This window comes from Labilithrix luteola (assembly GCF_001263205.1).
GTDB lineage: Bacteria > Myxococcota_A > Polyangia > Polyangiales > Polyangiaceae > Labilithrix > Labilithrix luteola.
This window is the reverse complement of record NZ_CP012333.1, coordinates 5,071,890-5,094,241: the sequence shown is the minus strand read 5'-3', so window position 1 is coordinate 5,094,241 and position 22,352 is coordinate 5,071,890. Positions and strand designations below refer to the sequence as shown.

Annotated in this window: 22 protein-coding genes; 12 read left to right on the top strand and 10 right to left on the bottom strand. The window is 65.3% G+C overall.

Annotation, left to right across the window (positions count from 1 at the left end):
• Positions 1 to 12 precede the first annotated feature (12 nt).
• Complete coding sequence (locus AKJ09_RS22495; protein ID WP_205633774.1) at positions 13 to 972, bottom strand: TetR/AcrR family transcriptional regulator C-terminal domain-containing protein; 960 nt, start codon at positions 970 to 972, stop codon at positions 13 to 15.
• A gap of 166 nt (positions 973 to 1,138) precedes the next feature.
• Here AKJ09_RS22495 and AKJ09_RS22490 point away from each other — a divergent pair, with 166 nt between their 5' ends.
• Entirely contained in the window at positions 1,139 to 2,413 is a 1,275-nt protein-coding gene (locus AKJ09_RS22490) for an FAD-dependent monooxygenase (protein WP_146649264.1), read from the top strand.
• A 6-nt stretch (positions 2,414 to 2,419) separates the two neighbouring features.
• Here the strand turns inward: AKJ09_RS22490 and AKJ09_RS22485 are convergent, their stop codons facing one another.
• A complete protein-coding gene (locus AKJ09_RS22485) occupies positions 2,420 to 4,483 on the bottom strand; it encodes a carboxypeptidase-like regulatory domain-containing protein (protein WP_169927759.1) in 2,064 nt (687 codons plus the stop codon).
• Between the two features lie 147 nt (positions 4,484 to 4,630).
• Between AKJ09_RS22485 and AKJ09_RS53195 the strand changes: the two genes are divergently transcribed.
• Positions 4,631 to 4,957, top strand: a complete 327-nt coding sequence (locus tag AKJ09_RS53195; protein WP_169927758.1) for a hypothetical protein — start codon at positions 4,631 to 4,633, stop codon at positions 4,955 to 4,957.
• Positions 4,958 to 5,111: 154 nt separating this feature from the next.
• Here the strand turns inward: AKJ09_RS53195 and AKJ09_RS22475 are convergent, their stop codons facing one another.
• From AKJ09_RS22475 to AKJ09_RS22465, 3 genes are read right to left on the bottom strand one after another with little or no spacing between them, the layout of a single operon-like run.
• A complete protein-coding gene (locus AKJ09_RS22475) occupies positions 5,112 to 5,816 on the bottom strand; it encodes a hypothetical protein (protein ID WP_146649261.1) in 705 nt (234 codons plus the stop codon).
• A 47-nt stretch (positions 5,817 to 5,863) separates the two neighbouring features.
• The gene (locus tag AKJ09_RS22470) at positions 5,864 to 6,691 is read right to left on the bottom strand and encodes an efflux RND transporter permease subunit (protein WP_146649260.1); all 828 of its coding nucleotides are present in this window, start codon (positions 6,689 to 6,691) and stop codon (positions 5,864 to 5,866) included.
• Entirely contained in the window at positions 6,601 to 7,122 is a 522-nt protein-coding gene (locus AKJ09_RS22465; RefSeq protein ID WP_476703284.1) for an efflux RND transporter periplasmic adaptor subunit, read from the bottom strand. Before AKJ09_RS22465 ends, AKJ09_RS22470 begins: the two co-directional genes overlap by 91 nt.
• 27 nt (positions 7,123 to 7,149) lie before the next feature.
• Between AKJ09_RS22465 and AKJ09_RS54945 the strand changes: the two genes are divergently transcribed.
• The 5 genes from AKJ09_RS54945 to AKJ09_RS22445 all read left to right on the top strand — a co-directional run bounded on the left by AKJ09_RS54945 (position 7,150) and on the right by AKJ09_RS22445 (position 11,369).
• Entirely contained in the window at positions 7,150 to 7,359 is a 210-nt protein-coding gene (locus AKJ09_RS54945) for a hypothetical protein (protein WP_240488555.1), read from the top strand.
• A 254-nt stretch (positions 7,360 to 7,613) separates the two neighbouring features.
• On the top strand, positions 7,614 to 8,912 hold the full coding sequence (locus AKJ09_RS22460) for a cysteine rich repeat-containing protein (protein ID WP_169927757.1): 1,299 nt from the start codon (positions 7,614 to 7,616) through the stop codon (positions 8,910 to 8,912).
• A gap of 223 nt (positions 8,913 to 9,135) precedes the next feature.
• A complete protein-coding gene (locus AKJ09_RS22455; protein WP_146649257.1) occupies positions 9,136 to 9,423 on the top strand; it encodes a hypothetical protein in 288 nt (95 codons plus the stop codon).
• A gap of 71 nt (positions 9,424 to 9,494) precedes the next feature.
• Positions 9,495 to 10,235, top strand: a complete 741-nt coding sequence (locus AKJ09_RS22450) for an SDR family NAD(P)-dependent oxidoreductase (RefSeq protein WP_146649256.1) — start codon at positions 9,495 to 9,497, stop codon at positions 10,233 to 10,235.
• 135 nt (positions 10,236 to 10,370) lie between these two features.
• On the top strand, positions 10,371 to 11,369 hold the full coding sequence (locus AKJ09_RS22445) for a hypothetical protein (RefSeq protein ID WP_146649255.1): 999 nt from the start codon (positions 10,371 to 10,373) through the stop codon (positions 11,367 to 11,369).
• Between the two features lie 115 nt (positions 11,370 to 11,484).
• Here the strand turns inward: AKJ09_RS22445 and AKJ09_RS22440 are convergent, their stop codons facing one another.
• From AKJ09_RS22440 to AKJ09_RS22430, 3 genes are all read right to left on the bottom strand, one after another.
• Entirely contained in the window at positions 11,485 to 11,982 is a 498-nt protein-coding gene (locus AKJ09_RS22440) for a hypothetical protein (RefSeq protein ID WP_205633772.1), read from the bottom strand.
• A gap of 64 nt (positions 11,983 to 12,046) precedes the next feature.
• The gene (locus tag AKJ09_RS22435; RefSeq protein ID WP_169927756.1) at positions 12,047 to 13,606 is read right to left on the bottom strand and encodes a DUF2330 domain-containing protein; all 1,560 of its coding nucleotides are present in this window, start codon (positions 13,604 to 13,606) and stop codon (positions 12,047 to 12,049) included.
• Positions 13,607 to 13,819: 213 nt separating this feature from the next.
• Positions 13,820 to 15,526, bottom strand: a complete 1,707-nt coding sequence (locus AKJ09_RS22430; RefSeq protein ID WP_146649252.1) for a hypothetical protein — start codon at positions 15,524 to 15,526, stop codon at positions 13,820 to 13,822.
• A 472-nt stretch (positions 15,527 to 15,998) separates the two neighbouring features.
• On the opposite strand from AKJ09_RS22430, the gene cysS reads away from it, so the two are divergent.
• Positions 15,999 to 17,414 carry a cysteine--tRNA ligase gene (cysS, locus tag AKJ09_RS22425; RefSeq protein WP_146649251.1) on the top strand — a complete coding sequence of 472 codons (1,416 nt, stop codon included), beginning with the start codon at positions 15,999 to 16,001 and terminating at the stop codon, positions 17,412 to 17,414.
• 99 nt (positions 17,415 to 17,513) lie between these two features.
• Positions 17,514 to 17,975 carry a hypothetical protein gene (locus AKJ09_RS22420; protein WP_169927755.1) on the top strand — a complete coding sequence of 154 codons (462 nt, stop codon included), beginning with the start codon at positions 17,514 to 17,516 and terminating at the stop codon, positions 17,973 to 17,975.
• Positions 17,976 to 17,987: 12 nt separating this feature from the next.
• On the opposite strand, the gene AKJ09_RS22415 is transcribed toward AKJ09_RS22420, so the two are convergent.
• Together AKJ09_RS22415 and AKJ09_RS22410 are read right to left on the bottom strand one after the other, a co-directional pair.
• On the bottom strand, positions 17,988 to 18,356 hold the full coding sequence (locus tag AKJ09_RS22415) for a hypothetical protein (RefSeq protein WP_146649249.1): 369 nt from the start codon (positions 18,354 to 18,356) through the stop codon (positions 17,988 to 17,990).
• 45 nt (positions 18,357 to 18,401) lie between these two features.
• Positions 18,402 to 19,259: a TatD family hydrolase gene (locus tag AKJ09_RS22410; protein ID WP_240488554.1), complete on the bottom strand. Its 858-nt coding sequence runs from the start codon at positions 19,257 to 19,259 to the stop codon at positions 18,402 to 18,404.
• Between the two features lie 156 nt (positions 19,260 to 19,415).
• Here AKJ09_RS22410 and AKJ09_RS22405 point away from each other — a divergent pair, with 156 nt between their 5' ends.
• From AKJ09_RS22405 to AKJ09_RS22395, 3 genes are all read left to right on the top strand, one after another.
• Positions 19,416 to 20,429, top strand: a complete 1,014-nt coding sequence (locus tag AKJ09_RS22405) for a hypothetical protein (RefSeq protein ID WP_146649248.1) — start codon at positions 19,416 to 19,418, stop codon at positions 20,427 to 20,429.
• Positions 20,430 to 20,557: 128 nt separating this feature from the next.
• Positions 20,558 to 21,466: a haloalkane dehalogenase gene (locus AKJ09_RS22400; protein WP_146649247.1), complete on the top strand. Its 909-nt coding sequence runs from the start codon at positions 20,558 to 20,560 to the stop codon at positions 21,464 to 21,466.
• 8 nt (positions 21,467 to 21,474) lie between these two features.
• A complete protein-coding gene (locus AKJ09_RS22395) occupies positions 21,475 to 22,338 on the top strand; it encodes an RNA polymerase sigma factor (protein ID WP_146649246.1) in 864 nt (287 codons plus the stop codon).
• The last annotated feature ends 14 nt before the right edge of the window (positions 22,339 to 22,352 follow it).

The window sequence follows — 22,352 nt, the reverse complement described above, 5'->3', positions numbered from 1 at the left end:
CGTCGCTCGGGCTCAGCGAAGCCCAGGCACGCGTGCTTCGAAGTGGACGACGAGGCCGTCGAGGAGGCGCTGGAGGCCAAATTCGAAGATCTTGTCGAGGTCGAAGTCGTACTGGATTTCGAGCATGCGCGCGAGTGTGGGAAAGCGATCGTTGGTAATCACCGAACGGAGCTGGTGTTCCTGGGCATTCATCCACTGCTCGCCCGTGAGACCGGTCGCCGCTTCGGCTTCGGCTTCGAATTCGAGGTTCACCGCCGTTCCTCGGACGTACGTGAAGAGCGTGATGTGGGTCGTGAATGCCGTGGCGGGATCGATCCCTTGTGCGAGGAGCGCGCCGAGAACCCATTCCGTGTAGGCCATACCGCTCGAGACGAGCTGCGGGCGCGTCACTGACATTGCGGGAGCGAGCCAAGGGTGACGGCGGAAGACAGTCCACATCGTGCGCCCGACGACCTCGAGCCGATCGCGATAGCTGCCGATCGGCTCTTTCGGGAGCGGCGCCTCTCGGAACACCACGTCCATCATCTTGAGCAGCAAATCGTCCTTGTCGGAGACGTGTCGATAGAGCGACATGGTCGCGACGCCGAGCTCGGTCGCGATGCGACGCATCGAGAGGTTGGCGAGGCCCTCGGCGTCGGCGATCTCGATCGCGGTGGTGACGACGCGCTCGACGTCGAGCGGCTCTGCCGATGCAGGTCGTCTCCGTGCGGTGGACAACGAGGGCGCCGCTGCCGCCATCGCCTTCCGTCGCTGCACGGCCACCACCGTGCCGATGCCCGGCACTGCCTGCACGAGTCCTTCGTGTGCGAGCGCCGTGAGGACCTTGGTGGCCGTTGCCATCGCGACGCCCCAACGACGCATGATCTCGCGTGTCGACGGGACACGGTCGCCTGCCGCGAGCTCTCCGCGCTCGATGCGGGCTCTCAGCTCCTCGATGATGACGCCAGACGTGATCTTGGTCGGGTGCTTCACGATGCCCTCCACTGCACTAGTGCACCTTGTCCTCGAAAACCAGTGCACCTCCGCCTGCTGGTCCGTGTTTCGAGGCAACCAGCACTAGTGCACACACCCATTTTTGTCGTGATTTGCCAACGTTTCATACCTTGCGCGCTTGAGTGTACTACGTACGCTAGGACTCATGACGAACACGGACGTTCTCGTTTGCGGCGGTGGAATCGCGGGCCCGGCACTGGCGTACTGTCTACACAGGCAAGGCTTCCGGCCTGTGGTCGTCGAGCGCGCGCCGGCGCTGAGGCCGGGCGGACAGACCGTGGATCTTCGCGGCGTCGCGCGCACGGTCGTCGAGCGCATGGGCTGCATGGATCGCGTGCGCGAGGTGAGCCTCGACCAACGCGGCTTCGCGCTCGTCGACGACGACGGCCGCATCCTCGCGCGTATGCCGACGGAGCTCTTCGGCGGTGAGGGCATCATCTCGGAGATCGAAGTGCTCCGAGGCGATCTCTCGCGCGTGTTCTACGAAGCCTCGACGCCGCATACCGAGTATCTCTTCGACGATACCGTCACCGCCATCGAGCAAGACCGCGATGGCGTGACCGTCCGCTTCGAGCGCGCGCCCGAGCGGAGGTTCGCCTTCGTGGTCGGCGCCGACGGCTTGCACTCGACCGTGCGCAACCTCGCCTTCGGTCCCGAAGAGGCGTGCGTTCAATCGCTCGACTGCCAACTCGCCTGGTTCACCGCGCCGGGCGACGACGAGCTCGATGGCTGGTATCTGATGCACAACGCGCCCGGCGGACTCGTGACGTCGATCCGCCCAGGCCGACTGCCCAATGAAAGCAAAGCGGGCTTCGCGTTCCGTTCGAAGCGACTCGACGTCGACCGACGCGACCTCGCTCGCCAGAAAGACATCGTCGCGAAGACCTTCGCCGACGTCGGCTGGAAGGCACCGAAGCTCGTCGAGGCGATGCGAGGGGCGTCGGATTTCGTGCTCGCCGAGCTCGGGCAAGTTCGACTCGATTCATGGTCGCGAGGAAGAGTCGTCCTCCTCGGCGATTCGGCATGGTGCCCGAGCCCTCTCACGGGGCTCGGCACGAGCCTCGCGGTCGTTGGGGCTTATGTGCTCGCCGGCGAGCTTGCCGCCGCGCACGGCGATTACCGCGTCGCGTTTCCTCGCTACGAGGCGCTGATGCGCCCCTACGTGAAACGCAATCAGGAGCTGCCGCCGGGCGGCGTCAAAGGCTTCGCACCGGACACCGCGCTCTCCATCTCCATGCGTGCCATGTCGATGCGATGGATGGGCCGCTGGCCGCTTCGCAATCTCCTCGCGGGCCAATTCAACAAAGCCGCCGATTTCAAGCTTCCGGACTACGGTTGGCTCGACGGGCATGTCACGACCGGAAATGGCGCGAGGGCCGCGAAGACGACTTCGCCAGCCCTCGAGCAACGCGCGTCGTGAGGAGCGTCAGTTCAGCGTGAAGTCCTGCGTGGTGGATGCGCCGCTCGTCACCGTCACGGTCTTGGTGACCGGCGCGAGCGGAACCTTCGTGGCACGGAGTTCCCAGGTGCCGGCAGGCACGCCGCTCAAGTTGTAACTGCCGTTGGCATCCGTCGTCTGCGTGTAGAGTCCACGATTCACCGTCACCGTCGCCCCAGCGACGTTCTTCGACGCGGCGTCGGTCACGCGACCGAGAACGCCGCCGTTACCAGGGTCCGCACCGATCAGCACGCGATAGTGCGCGGCGGCTTTGGTGAGATATCCCTGTTGGTCCTGGGCGACGACGTGGAACACCCAGACGCCGGGAGCCAGACCACTCATCAACTGCTGCTTCTTGGTGATGGTGGCGAACGCATCGGCCGTCGTGGGCACGGTGTCGCCATAGTGATCGAGCACGTAGTACACGCCCTTCGTATTCGTGTCGGCGACCGGCAGCGTCCACTGGAAGAAGGCGTCCTTCACGGCGTTCCACGTGGTGCTGCTCGGATGGCTCGACGAGGTGATCGTCGGCGTCTTCGTGTTCACGTTCACGACGAACTTCGTCTCGACCTTGCCGACCGCCGAGGACGCGTCGACCGACGCGATGTTGAAGAAGTTCGCGCCTTCCACGAATTGGTCACGGGGAATCGCGATGGTCTCGGCGTCGAGGAAGCTTCCGCTGCCGGGCGCGGGAACGGCGGGGGCGGCAGCCGTGGCGCGCCAGTAGTATCCCTGCCGCGCGGGGAACGAACGATCCCAGGCAAAGCGCGCTTCGGTGAACCCGTCGTTGTAGACGAGCGCCGTGTCGGGGTGCGTCGAGGACGCCACGGAGAGCGGAGGAAGCAAGGCGTCGGTCACGATGCCCGTCAGCGTGCCGCTTCCGCTGCGCGTGCTACCTGCCAGGATCTTGATGCGACCTCTACCTCCGGCACCGCCGACGTAGCTGCCGCCGCCGCCGCCACTTCCTGGCGCCGCCGAGACGGACCCGGTGATGGTGATCTTGTCGGCGGCCAAGAGGATGCCGCCACCGGAACCGCCGCCACCTCCGCCATAACCAGCAGTGGTCGTGCCACCATTCTGGCCAATGGCACTCACCGTGCCGGCAATCGATATCGAATCCGTCGCAATCAAACGGACCACTCCGCCGCCCAGACCTCGAACACCGCCCCCCCCGCCGTATCCTTTGGCGCCCGCTCCGCCGACGCTGACGTCGGAATCGGTGGCCGAGCCGAAGGCCGGACCTGCCGCGCTCGGTGAGTTGTAGGCAGGCGAGGGCGTGCCTGGCTCTCCGTAACCGCCGCCACCGCCATAGTCGGCATAGGTCGGAGGATTCCCGGTCCCCACGGGGGAGACGGTAATCGACGCGCCGCTCTCGACGACGATGTTCGTCGCTCGAATCGTGAGATTGCCGCTCGGCGAATTCAGCGAAGCGCCTTGGCGAATGACCAAGGTGCCGTCGACGACGACCAGGCCATCACGATTCGTGGGCAGTCCGACTTCGAGTCCTGCCGCCGCGCATTGGCCGGAGTAGCAGAACGTCGCCCCGCACGTTTCGGTGGTCGACCACGATGCGCCGCCCGCCGCGCACGTCTCGACGCTCTTGCCGTTGCATCGCGTAGTGCCCGGCATACAACTGCCGGTGCATAGCCCGGCACCGCTGCACCCGCTCGAACAGGTCGAGGCATAGAGCCATGCCGTCCCCGAGCTGTTGCAGATCTCGACCGCCGCGCCGTTGCAGCGCTGCGCACCGGCCGTGCAGGGTCCGCTGGGATCCTTTCCGCCGCCACCGTCGTCGCCGTCGGCGCCACCATCGTCTCCACCGCCGCTGTCATCGGCGCCGGGGCCGCCGCCGTCCTTCTTGTCTCCCGGACCGCTACCATCCGCGCCGTCGGGCCCGGTGCCGTCCCCGGGGCCATTCGGGTCGGTTCCTTCCTTCGTGCCGTCGATCCCGTTCGTCCCGTCCTTGCCATTCTGGCCGTCGGAAGAACTGGAGCTGCAGGCCGTGGAAGCCGCAAACAGAAGCGAGAAGAACACGAAAGAAACGCGACGCATGGACACCTCGGGATGGACCTCGAGGGCTTGCTACGGTGGCTCGAACGTCAACCTTCCCTGCCCGGCAGCGCTTCGCTCCCGAATCGTAAACCACCGTAAAGTGCGGAACGCTCCGGGGCTTTGGAGTGTCCATAGGGCATGTCCGGCGTGCGAAGTTTGCTCGTCGTCTCCCTCGTTCTCGGGCTCTCGGCGGCTGGTTGTGGTGGAGGTTACGTGGTGGTTCGTCAGCCGCCTCCGCCCGTGGTGGTTCGCGCCGTACCTCCGCCACCGCCTTATCCTCCTCCCGTGCCCGTCATGGTGGCCGCGCCAGCTCCGCCGCCTCCGGTCGTCGTCTACGGCGCGCCCGCGCCTCCACCGCCTCGCGTCGACGTGATCACCGTTTCACCGGGGCCTCGGCGCGTGTGGCGGCCGGGCCATTGGGTCCGCCGGGGACGAGGTTGGTTCTGGGTGGGCGGCTATTGGCGCCCGATGTGACTGGCACGACCGTCGAACAACGGGCGCGTTGGGCGCCCGAGCGCACGACACGCGAGGGCTCGCACGGTAAGCTGCGGATCGCGCTCGGCAAGCCGTGAGAGGCGTTCGTCGGCGCGATCGCGGTCTCTCTGCTTTGCCCCGACGCGCAAGGCCATCACGGCGCGGACCGCCGTTCGCCGCAAACGCACCTGCTCGTGCGCCAACGACTTCGTGACGGGCGCGAGTGCATGGGGCACGTCGTGCGAATCGACGCGACAGAGCGCGCGCAGCGCCCCTCGACCACGAGAGGGCGCGGATGCTCGAGCGCTCCGACGATCGCCTCACGGTGCAAGCGAACGCCGCTCGCCGACTGCGCGAGGAGATCCATCGCGCCGAGGGCGATCTTGCTCGACGACCGGTCGAGGAGAGCTCCGACGAGGCCGGCGTCCATGAGGACACCAACGTCGACCCGAATACGACGTAGCGCCTGGAGCACGGCCAGCCGCATGCGAATCTGCTCGCGCCGAACGAGCGACGCAGAACAACACTCGGGGCGGCAGCTTCCCACGAGAGGTTCACGCAACGCCTCGAGGAGGCGAGGAATCGCGACGTCCGCGCGCGGGCCGAGCGCACCGAGCAGAGGAGCCACGCGCCCCCCCACCGTCGCGTATTGCTCGGCCGAGCGGAGCTTGTCGTCGTAGTCCTTCGAGGGTCCCCGCGGGCCGAGAAACAGCGCGAGCCGGTCGAGGCGCAGGCCGGTGGACGAACCGATGCGAATCTCGACGTCGTCCCGAGCGCCGGCTCGTTCGGGTGAAGCCAGAAGACGCTCGAGCGCATCGCCCAAGGACACGAGCTTGGTCGAAGAGGAGCGTTTCGCCACGCCTCTCGAACGATAGCCCGAAACAAGGCGACGGGGCGAAACGCCTCTCATTCCGCCGCGTGCGGGACGTGGTCGGCGTCGCCGAGCGAAAGATCTTCGTCTTCATCGTGGTCCGGAACGAAGGGATTCGCGCTGCGGCCTCGTCGAAGGCGCCAGGCCTCCCACCACTCGTGGACCGCAACGACGAGCGGTGGACGGATGATTCGCATCACGAGAGCAAGAATCAACGAACCGCCAATGACCGCGATGGCGAGCGGCTTCTGCGTCTGCGAGCCAATGCCGTGCGAAAGGGCCGCCGGCATCAAGCCGAGCATGGCCACGAGCGTCGTCATGAGAACGGGCCGGAACCGCTTCTCCTCTGCGCCGCGTGCCGCCTCACGAACGCTCAGGCCGTCCCGGTAGCGCATCTTTTGAAAGTACGTGACGACCAGAATCGCGTCTTGAATGGCAATACCGAAGATCGACAGGAACCCCATCGCCGCGGACACCGAGAAGTTCGTCCGTGTGAGAAGGAGCGCCCCGATGGCGCCCGTGCATGCAAGCGGAATATCGATGAGGACGACCAGCAGATCGATCCAGAGTTTCACCGCCGCATACACGAGAAGCGAGATGAGCAAGAGCGTCAGCGGCACGATGAACGCCAGCCGGTGCTGGGCTTCGCGGAGCTCGTTGATCTCACCGGACCACTCGAGACGCTTGCCGTAGCCGTCGGGGATCTTGGCGCGCACCTTCTCCTGCGCTTCTTTGATGGTGCTCTCGAGATCGCGACCACGCACCGAGAATTTCACCGGCGTGTAGCGCTGCCCGTCTTCCCGAAAGATGTTGGACGGTCCCTCGATGAGCTCGATCTTCGCGACCTGCCCGAGCGGCACCATGACGTTGCTGGGCGTCGCGACCTGTCGGCCTCACCAATCGTGAATAGCTCGGGCGAACTGCCGCCGTATTGACCGGAGATCTCCATGCCCGGCGAGACGGCTTTCATGAAGACTTCGCCGTCGATGTCCGAGCGAAGGGTGAAGGTCTGCCCCGTCACGTCGCCTTGGCGAAAGAGCCTCGCCTTCTGCTGGGCGCGCTCCATTTCGGCTTTCGCTTTTCGGAAATTGTCGGAGGCGACTTCGTAGTCCTTTTGCGAGGTCGCATGCGCGTCGAGGAGCTCCTTTTGGCGCTGGTGGTCGTGCTCGGCCGCCACCAGATCTGCCTTCGCTTTACCGAGGTCCGACGTGGCGACGCCGGTGTCCGGTGATTCGATGACCACCAACGGATCACCCTTCTTCACGTGATTGCCGAGCTGGGCGACGACCTTCACCGCCTTTCCGGCGACCGGCGAGAAGACGTGGATGAGCTTCTGGTCGTCATAGGCGACCTTGCCGCTCGTGAGGATCGCGTCGTCGACGTCGTGCAGGTCGACGGCGCCGTCGCGATCTTGAGTCGTGCGATCTGCGTCTTCGTGAGGAGGATCTCGCTCTGGTGCTCCGAAGGGGGCGTGTGCGCGCTTGCCTTGTGGTTGCAGCCTGCGAGGCAGGGAAGCAAGGCAAGGAAGTAGAAGTGTCGAAGCATTGGATGCGGGTGGAGAGGCCTGTTCATCGACATCGATTCGGGAAGTGCACGAGGGTGTGCGAACCAGACCTTGTCCCGTGCAGCCCGGCGGCGCGTTACGAGGTGATTATTTCCTCGTTATGCATCACGGCCGCGGCCGGTGCGGCCGGTGCGGCCCGCGCGACAGCGTCGAAAGGCGCGTCTTTTCGGGCTCGCCGCTTGCTTGAGCCCGAGCGGTCCGGCGCGGAGGGATTTGGCGACATGCGGTCGTGGGTCGTCGCGATGGTCGTGGGCGCAGCACTCTTCGCACCCCGGGGCGCGCGCGCCGACAATCCCTGCCTCGAGGACGTGAAGCAGTTCTGCGCCGACGTGCCCGCCACGACCGGCCAGATCGATGCGTGCCTGCACCGCAACGAGGCCAAGCTGTCGCCGGCGTGTCGAGCCAAGCGCGCGGCAACCGAGGAGAGGTTTCGCGTGCTCGTCGAAGAGTACTCGTCGGAGTGCCATCGCGACGTCGCGCGTCTTTGCAGCGAGGTCAAGCCAGGGCACGGGCGCGTGGTCGCATGCCTCATCCGCCAGCAAGACGATCTCTCGAGAGGCTGTCACGAACTCACCGATCGCGTGCAATCCGCCGCGGAGACGATGGACACTCTGCGCAAGGCGTGTGGCGCGGAGGTCAACCGACTCTGTTCGGGCGTCCCTCCCCAGGCAGGACCGCTGGTCGAATGCCTCCAGACGAATCGCGAGAATCTCTCGCCGGCGTGCAAATCCATCGACCCCCGTGTGGCGGCCGCGGCCGCCGAACTCACCGACGCCATCGACTCCCTGTCGACGCAGGAGCGATCCCAGGAAGCCCAGCAGATCCTCCAAGGAATCGAGACCATCGCCTTCTCGCGCAGCCAGGTTCTCTTCCAGCTCGACAGCTATCAAGGCATCACGAAGAACGCGAATGGCAGTCGACTCCTGTTCAATCCCCAAGTCGCATTCGGCAATCAGCGACAGTTCGCGGTTCAGCTCAAAGCCCCGATCTTCGCCGTCTATCCGTATGCCGCGGAGCGGCCCGCGAGCAGCGGTTTGGGCGCCGTCACCACATCGCTCGCGTGGGCCTTCGCAAGTAGCGCACGCGTCCGGCAGTACGCGGCGTTCGGGCTCCAATGGATCTCGCCGGTCAAACCGCCCGTGGGCGGGGCCTGGGCCGTCATCCCTGGCTACGCGATCTCCGTGGGCCTCCTGAAGTGGCTTTCGCTCACGGGACAGGTCGCCTGGACACGCTCCTTCGCCAGCGAAGGCTATCCGAAGCTGAACATCGTCCTCTTCGATCCGATCGTCGTCGTCAGTCTCCCGGGCCGCGCGTTCCTCGCGGTGGACACGAAGCTCGGATGGGACATCGAGAACGAGTCGTTCGTGCCGATCGTGAAAGGCATCGCCGGGCTCTACCTCGATCACAAGCGAAGCGTCTCGATCTCGGCCTGGTATCAACGCGCGCTCTCGAACGATGCCGAGCTTCAAACCTTCAAGTTCGGCGTGGGCTCGGCCCTCGCGTACTTCTTCGACTGGTGACGCTTCGAAGGCGCCGAACGCACAGAACGCACAGAACGCACAGAACGCACCGAGGCGGCGCGTGACCTCTTGCCTGTTACGTCAGGGTGATGGGCGCGCAGAACTCCCGTCACAACCGGCGTCTGTCGCACTCCGTGCGCCACGCCAGCAAGCCAGCAAGCACCCAACGAGCCCCTGTCGCGATATGAACGTTGACGAAGCATCCGTGCTCGGGCGAAGCTTCATGATTGGGGCTTTGTCCGAAAATGCAGAATTCGACATCCACACGAACGAAGACAGTCCCTGTACCGGGTCGCGCGCTCGCCTCGCCGGGTCCCTCGTCGTGAGCCGCGACTACCTGATCGCGAGCTCGGTGGTCGTCGGCTTCGCGATGGTGGCGCTCGGCATCTACTTCGGACTCGCGCACCGCGAGACGGCGTCGGCTCGCTCCTCGGAGATCACGGTGAACGCTTTGAATGCAACGAAGCCTACAGCCGCAACCGCGGCGAGCGCCGCCGGCAGCTCTCGGTGAGTGCCTCGATTGCCTGACGGGATACTCTGGGCGTGCTCTCTTCCGCACGGTAGAGTCGTCGCGCGGAGGTTCTGTCGTTGAGTCAGTCGCTTCAGGGGAAAGTCGCGCTCGTGACGGGCTCGAGTCGCGGCATCGGACGGAGCATCGCGCTGGCACTCGGCGCCGCTGGAGTACGCGTGGCGGTGAATCACCGTGCCGACAGGACCGATGCCGATGCCGTCGTCGACGCCATCTCCGCGCTCGGCTCCGACGCGATTGCCGTTCGTGGCGACGTGGCCGTGCCCGACGACGTGAGCGAGATGGTGGCGACGGTGCGCCGGCAGCTCGGCCCGATCGACATCCTCGTGAGCAATGCCGGGATCGCTCGCCCCCTTCCGCTCGAGTCGGTTCATCTCGCGACCTGGGACGCGACGTTCGCCGTGAACCTCCGAGGGCCGTTCATCGTCACGTCCGCCGTGTTGCCCGACATGCGCGCGCGCCAGTGGGGCCGGCTCCTCTACATCTCGTCGACCGCCGCGCGCGTCGGCGGTGTCGTCGGGCCTCACTATGCTGCATCGAAAGCGGGTCTCGAAGGGCTCGTCCACAGCTATGCCTCCATCCTCGCCAAGGAAGGCATCACCGCGAACGCGATCGCGCCTGCCCTCATCGAGACCGAGATGCTCGCGGGCAATATGGCGATTCGCGCCGATCGAATTCCCGTTGGGCGACTCGGCACCCCCGACGAGGTCGCCAGCATGGTCATCGCGGTCGCGAGCAATCCTTACGTGACGGGTCAGACGATTCAGGTCAATGGCGGCATCTACATGACGTGAACGCACGGCGCCCTCGAGCTCGACCGCATAGACGGTCGCGCTTATTCGATGGGCCGTGCGTTTCACTTCACGACGAATCCACGGATAGGTCTCGCAACGGCCGGACATAGCCACTCCCGAGAACGAGGAGCTGGCATGAAGAACTTCTTTGTACTTGCGAGCGTGGTGGTCATTCCGGGCGCGCTGGCCTTCGGCGCGGTCGCAGGCTGCTCGAGCAGCGACGATGCGACGACCGACACGACCGGCACGAACGGCGACGCCGGTGGCGATGGCGGCAGCAAGGACGCTACGCCCGACACCAAGCCGAACCGCGTCGATCCGACGCCGACGGGTCAGGAAGAAGGCACGGTCGGCAAGGTCTGCTCGGCAGACTCGGACTGCGAAGTCGCGGGCTCGGTCGGCGACAACTCCTGCTCGACCAGCAGCTACCCCGAAGACGACACCTTCAACACGCCGGTGTGCATCCAAGCGGGCTGCACGGTGACCGCCAACACCTTGGCCGGCTACCAGTGCGACGGCACCGCAGGCTACTGCTACACGGGCGGCGGAAGCGGCACTTGTCTGCCCTTCTGCTCGTTCGACTCGACGTCGATGAAGTCGACGTGCCAGGGCAACAACCACTGCGTGCTCGCAAACGCCTATTCGAACGACGGCGTCATCACCGGCTTTGGTTTCTGTTTTGGCGGCTGCATGAAAGATGCGGACTGCAACGGCACACCCGGCCAGAAATGCCAACTCACGACGGGCACGTGCGTCGCGCAGAAGAATTTCATTCCGCTGCAGAAGCAGCCTGGCGACGCGTGCACGGCGGGCGACGCGTGCAACTGCGACACGCTCGGTGGCTCGAGCGCGAACAAGGACAAGGGCATTTGCCGCGCCGTCTGCACCACGGGCGCCGAAGGCGATACGTTCTGCGGAACGACGACGACGAACGGCAAGGCGTGGACGTGCACGGCCGGCTTGCCGACGAGCGACGGCAAGGGCTCGACGTACTTCACTGGCCAGCCTGACGGCCTTCGCGGAATCTGCGCGCAGCCCTGCGAGCAGGAGAGCGATTGCACCTTCGCCGTCGGTACCATCGGCCAGAAGTGCACCGAGACCTCGAACGGGAAGTACTGTCTCTTTCCGCAGTGAGCGCCCCGACGTGATGGCGAACGCCGGCGAAGCTACTTGATCAGCAGCAAGACTTCGCCGGTCTTCGAATCCGCCCGAACGGCATCACGAGGGCTTGAACGCCCTCGGCGAGCCTTCACGTCGAGCAGAACGGACAGGGCTGCCGTCGCTCGGAGGTGGCATGACACTCCTTGCACTCGAGTCGGAAGGCGTGGAACCCCTCGTCGTCCGCCGTGGTCTGGGTGCGCGCCTTGTTGGCTCGTTTGCCCTCGTAAACGACGTCCACGGGAACGTACGCCGTTGCCGTGACGAGCTCGCATCCACATCCGTCGCACGAGGATGGGAGGGCGACCGAGGTCGTCGACGCGAGCCCCCGCTCGAGCCCGCCGGGCGCGTCGCAGCATGGACAGTCGCCCGTCGTGAAGAGCTCCTGCTTGCAGCCTTCGCAGGAGATTCGATAGGTGCCGCGCACCAGATGCTCGCCCTTGTAGGCCCAAGACGGGGCACCGTAGAGCTCACCACCGAGCAGCGGAAGTGTCTGTGCGACGACCGCCTCGACACGGAGCTTTTTGCCCTGACAGGCGAGACAGCCACCGTCGACGAGTGCCGTGAATGCTTCTTCCGTGAGCGCCATGAGAGCCGCCACGATGCCATATCGCCGGACGAAGTCCTATCAACGCGAGCGAGCCGATCTCCGCTTACTTGCGGCGGGCGCGGCGGGCGATGGACGACGCCAAGGCGGCCGTCACCACCGCGACGAGCCATGATCCGACAGAGGAGCCGAGCGGGCGCGACGTCCGGCACGCGCATCCGTCACTGCTCGAGCCGACGGTCGCCGAGTTCGTGACCCCGGCGCAAGGGTCGAAGTTCTCGTCGCTGAACTTCTCGGTGTGATGTCCACCGCTGACGGTCGTTTGATCGGCAGCCTCGAGGCGAAGGTCCGTGCCGAGCGCCTGAACGGGCAGGTCGGCGCGCAAGCGGGTGACCCAAATGTCGCCGACGAGGCCGCGCGTCGCCACGTCGAGGTCGTCGTAGCCTGCGCACCCCGCGACCCACTTCGTGCATCGATTCGGAGGTACCGGCGTCTCCTCGCCACCGTCGACGCCCGCGTCGGTCTCCGCGTCACCGGCATCGCCGTCATCGCCCGCGTCGCTCGCGTCGCTCGTGCCGGCGTCGGCAGATTCGTCGAGCGGAGTTCCATCCGGCGGCGGCAGCTCACCGTCCGTGCACGGGACTTCACGCGCCGGCTTCGCGAAGCAACTCTGCATGTACGCGGTGTACAAGCTCGACGAGGGATCCGCTCCGATGCCCATCACCCCCGACAGCACGGCGTGACCGGCAGTCTCGGTCAGCCATGTGCGACCGTCGTTCGACGCGAAGATCTGGCTCTGGAGCTGGGTGAGGTTCGAGCGTGACGCCTTGCCGTCCCAGGTGAGGAGCGAATCGTCGACCACCGCGTTGGGGAAGTTCTGCGTTCGATAGCGACCTTCCCCAATCACCCACAGCGTCAGTCCGACCTTGGAGCCGACGCCCGCCGCCACCATGCGCAGCGGAAGCGTGGTGTCCGCGCCGGGAGTCACGACGCGAACGGGTTGCATGGCTCGTACGCCCTGACCAGGCCTCAAGCGCAGCGCGATGAAGTCGAACCGCGCCGACGTGTACGCGTCGACGATGGGTCTGACAGCGTCGGGAATGGCGAAGCCATTGGCAACCAACCACTCACTGATTCCATCGCCTGCATTCGCGTGCAGGGTGACCGCTTGATACGGGCCGATGACGCTCTGCGAAACGACGGAGACGTCGCCATTGCCGGCAAACCCCGCATCGAGGTCATGCGAGGAGCCCATGTCGGCCTCGAAGGACGTGGAGCTCGAGGAGCCCATGCATCCACCACCACCGCCGCGTCCCCCGCCACCGCCTCCTCCGCCGCAGAATCGCTCGGGGCCCGTCACGGTCGTGCGCGTCGTCGCGTCGAGTGCGGCGATCCACTCGTCGTGGGAGAGCTCGACACGCGCGCCGGCGTTGACGGGCAGGACCCAGGCGAACTCCTTGGGGTCGCCGGAGTAGCGAACTTGATCCCAGAGGATGGTCTCCCGCGTCGAGATCTTGAAGACCATGCGGTGGTCGGTGATGACGCTCGAACCGGCTTCCGCTTTGGGGTGAAAGCACCCGCCGCACGCATGCGCGTCACGAATGCCGAAACCGACAAGACCCATCGCCATCGCCGAAGCGATGATCAAGGAAGAAGACAAACGCATGCTGGTGCTCCTTGGAGGTGGGAGCGAGGCCATGACTCGAACGTCATGGTGCGAATCGTTCGGAGCCGGACTCGAACCGGGAATCACCGAAGAATCGCCACTCGGGGCCGGCCGTAATGCAGTGACCGTGCCATCAGCCCCGACCTCGAACTCCCATGCCTCGGGAGCCGCCGTCTCGCGCGTGTCGTTACGCGCGAGACGGCGTGCGCGTTCTCACATCCCGCAGATCTTCTCGCGCAACGTGATGGCGTTGCGCGAGAAGTGACGCAGCGTGGCGGACGGGTTCCAGTCGTCGCCGTCGATGCTGTAGCTCTCGTCGAACGGCTTGCCGGTCGTAGTCTCGGCGTAGAGCGGCGTGGTGTAGGGCGCGATGACCATCAGGTTCATCGTGCCGTCGGGCGCGAAGGCAATGCCCTCGGCCTCCGTGCGATTCGGCTCGTCGTAGGTCAGGAGCTCGATCACGTGACCGCTCACGGGGTCGACCTTGTAGAGGCGCTTCCGCTTCAGAGCGGTGCCGGGGACGCTGTCTTTGGTATCGCTCGAGGCGTACAGCATTCCCTTGTAGATCTTCGCGCCCTGCACGCGTTTGCCGTCGAAGGAGACCTGCAGCGGCACGGAGCGAATCAGGGCGAACGTCGTCAGATCGAAGACGTTGAGTTTGCTCGCCGCCGCCGTGCTCCACGTCACCGTGTAGAACTGCTTGCGCGCGGCATCGACGGCAACCCAAGGCACGCCGTCGGCATGCTCGGCTCGCGGCAGCGCGTGCTTCTCACCCGTATACTGGAGCGTCTTCGCGTCGTAGATCGCGATGTACGACTGCTGCGACGAGTCGTCTTCGTCTTCGATCGGCGCATAGAGCTTGCCGTCGGCAATGTCGATATCGCCGATATGACCGATATGCGGGCCATCGGCACTCGCACCGTATTCGGCCTGGATCTCGGCCGGGAATGCGAGCGGGCGATTGAGCGTGGGAACGTAGGTCGAATCCGTACGCTGGAGGCCGTAGCGCCAGGAGAAGACCGGAGTCTCTCCGTCGAAGGCGATTCCCTGGCTCTTGAGCGTGGCAGGAATGGAGAGCGCCTGGTCGTCGGTCAGATAGGCAAATCCCGTGAGCTTCGCCGGGTTCAGCGCGAGCTCGGCCAGCACGCGATCGAGATAGCGCTGCAGCACGTTCATGTCGTTGGTGAACGTCGTGCGCTTCGCGGTGTTCTCGGCCCACGCCTCCTGGTCGAGCGCGTCGTTGGCCGCGTAGAGCGCCTTCGTGATCGACATCGATCGGCCCACGAGCTGGTTTTCGAGGGTCACGAGGTCGTTCTCGTTCAGCGCGCTGAGCTTCGTGCCCGCCGGCGCCTTGATCGCGTCCGGAATCGTGATGCCGTTCGACGCGTCCTGGTCGGAATCGAGCGTGAGCAAGAGGCTGAGGAGCTTGCCGAGCTCCGGCGTGCTCTGACAATCGCGCACCGGCAAGAGATCGAACACCGTGACGGTGCTCTTCGGCGCGAGCGAGGCGAGCTCGATTCCCGCGGCCTCGAAGGTGAGCGTGCTCGTCGTATCGATGGAGAGCTTGCCGCCCGTCGCCTTCACCACCGTACCGTTGGACTTGATCGTCAGTCCGTCGAGTCCGGGCCATCCGGCCAGCGTGACATCCATCTTCGCCGGCGCGGGCGCATCGGTACCAGCGTCGGTCGAAGCGTCGTTTCCCGAGTCGTGCCCCGCGTCCTTCGCGGGCGGATCCGTGGTGGACGGAGGCGTGGTCCCGGTGGGAGGCGTCGTCGAGGCCGGCGGGTCGCTCGGGGTCGTCGACGCGGCATCGTCTCCGTCGCTGCTACACGCTGCGAGAGCAGCGACGATGCCAGCGAACAATGGGGTGAGGTATCGATAGCGACGCTTGCCGAAGGCAGCGTGATGGTGGGTCTTCATGATTCGGTCCTTGTCGGTGGCTTCTGCAAACGAGGAACAAAGATCCCCCCGAAGAGCGCGCCCCCGCCCGGGACCGTCATGCCGAGCCGTCGGCACCTTCGCCACGCGCGGCTCTTCCGCGCGGTTCGATCCGTGGTGGCGCAACCTAGTTGCGACTTTGCACGTCTCGACGCTCGGCCAGCGACAAGACGGTGACATCCCCAGCAGAGTTCGGCTTTCCGGCGACGTGCACACACGTTCGCGATCGGCTATGCTCCCTTCCATGCACGCCGCTTCGCGATCGACCAGCTGTTGTCGCTGTCGTTGTCGTGGTTGCTCGTCGCGATTTCTTCGCGGTGTGATGGCGTAGCTCGACCCTTTTGAGCTTTCGAGCCTGCGCGCCGCTGGTCCAAGCGGCATGCGAGCGGCGAGCTCGGGCGTGGGTGGTCCAGCGGACGTCAGGGCGCGTTGGCTCTCCAATCAGGAGACTTCGATGACCCGTTCGCTCGTTCTCTATGACAACTTCACGCGTTCGCTCCGACCGTTCGAGCCTCTCCGGCCGGATGGCGAAGTGGGCCTCTACACCTGCGGGCCAACCGTCTACGACGATCAACACATCGGCAACTATCGGACGTTCCTGTTCGAAGACATCCTCAAGCGCGTCCTGCGATGGAACGGCCATCGCGTGAAGCACGTGATGAACGTCACCGACGTGGGACACCTCGTCGGCGATGGGGACGACGGCGAGGACAAGCTGGTCAAAGGCGCGCGACGCGCAGGACGTTCGGCCTGGGAAATTGCCGACCACTTCACGCGCGCCTTCGTCCGCGACCTGGAGCTCCTGCGCATCGAAAAGGCCGACATCCTCTGCCGCGCCACCGACCACATCGCCGAGCAGATCGCCTTCATTGTCGCTCTCGAAGCGCGTGGGTTCACCTATCGAACCTCGGACGGCATCTATTTCGACACGTCGAAGCTGCCCTCGTACGGCGAGCTCGCTCGGCTCGACACCGCCGGGCTCGACGCTGGACGTCGCGTGGCCATGGGTGACAAGCACGCGGCGACGGACTTCGCCCTTTGGAAGTTCTCGCCGGAGGCGGGTGCACGGCGAGAGATGGAGTGGGAGTCACCGTGGGGAATCGGATTTCCCGGGTGGCATATCGAGTGCTCGGCAATGGCGCAGAAGTATCTCGGTGACTTCTTCGACATCCACTGCGGAGGGGAAGATCACATTCCCGTTCATCACACGAACGAGATCGCGCAGACCGAAGCGCGGGTCGGTACGCGGCTCGCGAACTTCTGGCTGCACGGCTATTTCCTCGTGCACGCCCCCGAGGACCCGCACGACGAGACTCGCAAGATGTCCAAATCCACGGAGGACTTCCTGCGCGTCGCGCTGCTCGTCGAGCGGGGCTACGACCTTCATGCTTATCGGTATTTCTGCTTCACGGGACACTACCGAACACAGCTGTCTTTCTCGTGGCAGGCACTCGATGCGGCGAAGGCGGCCTTCGTACGCCTGCAATCGGGTTTCGCGAGCCTCGAACACGATCGGGCGACGCCGCCCGACGCTTCGTCGATGGACGGCTTCGAGAGCGCCATCAATGCCGACCTCAACATGCCGCGGGCCCTTGCCGTCGCATGGGACGTCTTGCGCGGATCGTTACCATCCGCCGTCAAGCGAGCCACCTTGGCGCGCTTCGACGACGTGCTCGGCTTCGATTTGTCGTCGCCGGTCAGCTGCATCGAGGAGACGGTGCCGCCGCCGATACGCGCGCTCGCCGACGAGCGGCTACACGCACGCAGTCGGGGAGACTACGCGCAGGCGGATGCGCTTCGTACGAAGTTGCGCGAAGCCGGCTGGACGATGGAGGACCGACCAGGCGGTTATCGTCTGCGACGTTGCTAGGCGACCTGGCCGTGGCCCACATCGTGGGCCTCGGGCGCCAACGAAGAAAAATCGACGGTCGTGACGGACCCGACGATCGGCGGCCATCCGGCTGAGACGATGCATTCGCACGGGGCCATAGCATTGCTCGTCGTCGGGGCCGTTGCATGTGGGGGCAAGATCCTCGAGGACCCCGACGGTGGAGCCGCCAACGCACCGGGGGGCGAAACGAGCGAAACGAGCGGAATGACGAGCGGAGGTTCGCGACCACCAAAGGCGACGACCACGACACAACCCACTCCTCCATCGCCGCCGCCGTCGTCCGACATTTCGATGAGCGAAGCATGCAGAATCGTCTGCGCACGGAATGGTCACTGCGGAGGCGCCGATCAGGTCGCGTGCGAATCGGATTGCCTCACCAGCGCGAAGGGAGCGTGCGCCTCGTCCTACGTGACGTTCACGAAGTGCTTCGCGCTGTCGCTCGATCCGGGCTCGTGCGCGATGGTTCCGCCGTCTTGCGAGTCGGCGTATTGCACCTACGCGACGTGCGCGGACAAGCCGAAGCTCGACTACTGCGATTGAGCGGACTCAGGCTCAGCGATGAGCGATGAGCCCCGTCACCACGAACACGATGTCGACGGCGGTGACGACGAACCACGCCACCGTAGTCTGCCGCGCTGCCGACGCGGCCTCCGTCCCGGCCGTCTCCTTGCGTTGCCTCAGGAGCGAGAGCACGCCGATCACGAAGGAGAGAGCGGGGCTCAGGTAGAGCGCCACGAAATAGCCCTGCGACGGCTCCGCTCCCGCTCCACGAATGCGGGCGTTGGCCATCGTCACTGCGAAGAGCAGGAAGATGCGAACAACGGCGCCGACGGTGCCAACCATCCATTTGCCGGCGATGCTGCGCACCGAGGCGTTGACGAGGGCGAAGAGCTGAAGCGCACCGAGCAGGAGTCCGAACACGGCGCGCACCATACTCCGGTTCGTAGGGGTGCGCTTGGCCTCCGGTCAGAGCGCGAGCGAGAAAAGCTGCGCGGCCGTTCGCGTGGTCGAGGCAGCCAGGTCGGCGAACGACTCCTCACGGCAGGCAGCGACCGTGCTCGCGACGTGCGCGACGAACGCCGGCTCGTTGCGTCCACTCTTGGGGTGACCGGGAAGGTCACGCGGCAAGATGTACGGGCAGTCCGTCTCCACCATCAAACGATCGGCGGGAATCAGCCTGACGAGATCGCGCAGGTGCGTGCCTCGGCGCTCGTCGCAAATCCAGCCGGTGATACCGATGTGGAGATCGAGGTCGAGATAGGCCTGCAGCGTGGCGCGTGAGCCCGTGAAGCAATGGACCACGCCCGCCTTCAGCTTGGGGCGCCATCGCTTCATGATCTCGAGAAACTCGTCGTGGGCGTCACGCTCGTGGAGGTACACGGGCTTGCCCGCACCGGCGGCGATCTCGAGTTGCGCCTCGAACGCGTGACGCTGCGCGTCTCGTGGAGAGAAGTTGCGATTGTAGTCGAGCCCGCATTCGCCGACCGCGGACACACGTGGATTCGGAACGAGATCCGCGATGGTCCGCAAGACGTCGGGAGACGCCGTGCTCGCGTGATGGGGATGGATGCCCGCCGTCGTCACGAGGCGTGGGCGCTTGTGCTCGGCGTGCTCGTTCGCGTTCGCGAGCCCAATCGCCTGCTGGGAGCTCGGCGCGCTCACACCAGCGATGACGATTCCTCGGATGCCGGCCTCGGCGGCGCGGGCCAGGACGGCTGGCAAGTCGCCACGAAACGCTTTGTTCGTGAGGTTGCCGGCGATGTCGACGAGGGGAAAGAGAGAAGGATTGAGTTTGTGTGAGATAAGAGTTGTCGATTCAGTCACTGTTAAGTCGGCCGCAAAAGTGATTCGTCAAGCCGAACTTGTCAACCCACACGGCGACAGAGGGGCTGGCCTGCGGTACCGTGGCAGGCGTTGCGCGCGCGTCCTGGTCGTCGAGAAAAGTGGCTCTGCCGTGGGGTAGGATCACTCGTCGCCGGCGTGCTCGCGAGCCTCGCGGTGACCACGTTCGGCCGCTCCGCCCGCGCCGAGCAATCGTTCGCGCTGGCTTGGCACGGCAAAGGGCAGAAGCCACCGACCTGTTTGACCGACGTGGCACTTCGCGACGCGGTCGAGCAGCGACTCGGGCGACGTCCGTTCGTCGAACCCGCGCGCGCCGACATCCTCATCGAGGGCGAGGAGACTCCGGCCGGCAGAGGGCTCTATCGCGCACGCGTGGTCCAGCGTGATCACGGAGGCGCAGCGCTCGGTGCGCGCGAGCTCGAGCCCCAGAGCTGCGAGAGCTTGCTTCGCGGAGCGGCGCTCGTCGTTGCGCTCATCATCGATCCGACCGGTCACCAAACGAGCGAGCCCGAACCGGTCGCCGAGCCGCCGAACGAAGAGCCACCTGCCGAAGCGCCCGTTGCCCCTCCTCCCCCGCCGACGACGCGCCGCCGGCATCGGCCGAGATCCAAGCAGCAGTCCGTCAGTCCCTCGTTCCAGCTCTCACTCGGGGCGGGCGCCGGAGCAGCCTTCGGCTTCTTGCCGTCGCCGGCGGTCACGCTGTCTGCCGTCGCGCGCCTCGTTCCTGCACACTCACGCCTGAGCTTCGATTGGCGGGGCGAATATGCGCTTCCTCAAACACTCCACGACCGAGGCGTTCGAGGAACCTTCGCCATGCTCGGCCAAGAGCTGCGCGCTTGTTTCGCCTACGTGCGGTGGACGAGCGGCCAGTTGGATGCCTGCGGTGGATTCCTCTGGAGCGCCGTCATTCCCGACACGAGCGGGGTTGGACTCGGCAACGACAGCTGGCGCGTGGTCGCCGGTCCGCTCGGCGGACTGGGCCTCGAGCTCCGTCGTGGGCGCGCGGCATCGAGGCTCGACCTCGGACTCGCGCTTCCGTTTCGCAAGTACGACTTCTCCTACGTCGACACGGAGAACGTCAGAAAGCGCTTCTATGGCACCGACGGCGTTCTCTTCTTCGTCATTCTGACCGGTCTCGGAACGCTTCGTTAGCGCCGCAGTAAGAATCGTCCGAGGGTCGGTCACGAATTCGGTCACGAATTTGGGGCCCGTCGTCTCCAACCGTCCAGAAGCCCGGAAATCGCTTCCGGGCGGCATAAAGCCCAAGACGGGAGGACGCCATGAACGCGACCCAAACGACCACCTCCGGCTCCGCAGTGAGCGGCGGCATCGAGAAGAAGCGCATCCAGGTGCTTGGCCAACGGATGGCCTACGTCGAGCGCGGAGCTGGAGCACCGATGGTGTTCCTGCACGGAAACCCGACGTCGTCGTACCTCTGGCGAGACATCCTCGGTCCGCTCTCGACACATTACCGCTGCATTGCGCCCGATCTCATCGGCATGGGCGACTCGGACAAGCTCGCCGAGACGGGTCCAGACGCGTACTCGTTCTTTCGCCATCGCGAGTTCGTCGACGCGTTCCTCGAAGCGGTCGTACCGGATCAGAAGATCATCCTCGTGATCCACGATTGGGGCTCGGCCCTCGGTTTCGACTGGGCAAGGCGCCATCCCGAACGCGTCCGCGCCATCGCGTACATGGAAGCGATCGTGGGCGTGATGTCTTGGAGCGAGTGGGCCGAAGCGGAGCGGGCGCTCTTCCAGCGATTTCGTTCCCCCGAGGGAGAAAAGCTCGTTCTCGAAGACAACGTCTTCGTCGAGAGGGTCTTGCCCGGCAACGTACTCCGGACACTCGACGAACGAACGCTCGCCGAATATCGCCGGCCCTTCCTCACGCCCGGGGAGTCACGCCGGCCGACGCTCTCGTTTCCGCGGCAGCTTCCGATCGACGGGAGCCCTCCGGAGGTCAGCGCGGAGGTCGAGAAGTACGCGCAGTGGATGCCCACGACGACGTTTCCCAAGCTCTTCGTGAACGCCGAACCGGGACGCATTCTCACGGGCCGCCTTCGAGAGACGTGCCGGAGGTGGCTCAACCAGCGCGAGCTCACCGTGCCCGGACGCCACTTCTTGCAAGAGGACTCCTCCCCCGCGATCGCGGAGGCCATCGAAGCCTGGGCTCGCAGCTTCACCTGAGGGTTACGATGATGCGCAACGACGTCATGAAGGCAGCGAATGATTTGGCCCCGCTCGTCGAACGAGCGCAGGCAGGCGATCGGGACGCGCTCGAGGGCGTCGTGCGCGCTCTGCAAGACAGACTCTATCGCCTCTCGCTGCGCATGCTCGGTCACCCTGAGCCCGCGCGCGACGCCACGCAAGAGATCTTGATACTCGTGGTCACGCAGCTCTCCACGTTTCGAGGCGAGAGCTCGGTCGAAACGTGGGCGTATCGTGTGGCCACGAATCATCTTCTGCGCGCGCGTCATCAGCGTGGTCGCAAATGGAACTTCGAGACGTTGGCCGGCGATCTCGGCCAATCCGAAAACGAGATCGCGGCCGATACGCGCGCACTCGCCGACGAGCAAGTGCTCGAGGAGGAGGTCTTCATCGGCTGCACGCAGGCCATGCTCCAATCGCTCGACAAATCGCAGCGCATCGCCTTCGTGCTCGGTGCGCTGTGCGATCTCGATTCGAGCGAGGCGGCGTGGGTCTTGGACATCACCGAAGTCACCTTCCGAAAACGCCTTTCGCGTGCTCGCGCTGCGCTCGACGCTTTCCTCGAACAGCACTGTGGCGTCGCCAATCCCGAGAACGCCTGCCGCTGCGTGAATCAGGTGAATCTCAACGTCGAAAAAGGACGCATCAATCCCTCCAAGCTTCGCTATCCGCCTTTGCCGGTCTCGTCGCGAGCAGCCGGTGACGAGGTCCTCGAGACCCTCGGCGACATTCGAAAGGTACGGCGTTCGCTCGAGATCTACCGGGGTCAGCCGACGTACCGATCGCCCGAAGACTTCGCCAACCGGCTCCGCCACCTGCTCGATGGGACGCGGTCGTTCTCGCTGTCGTGAATCACGATTTGCGT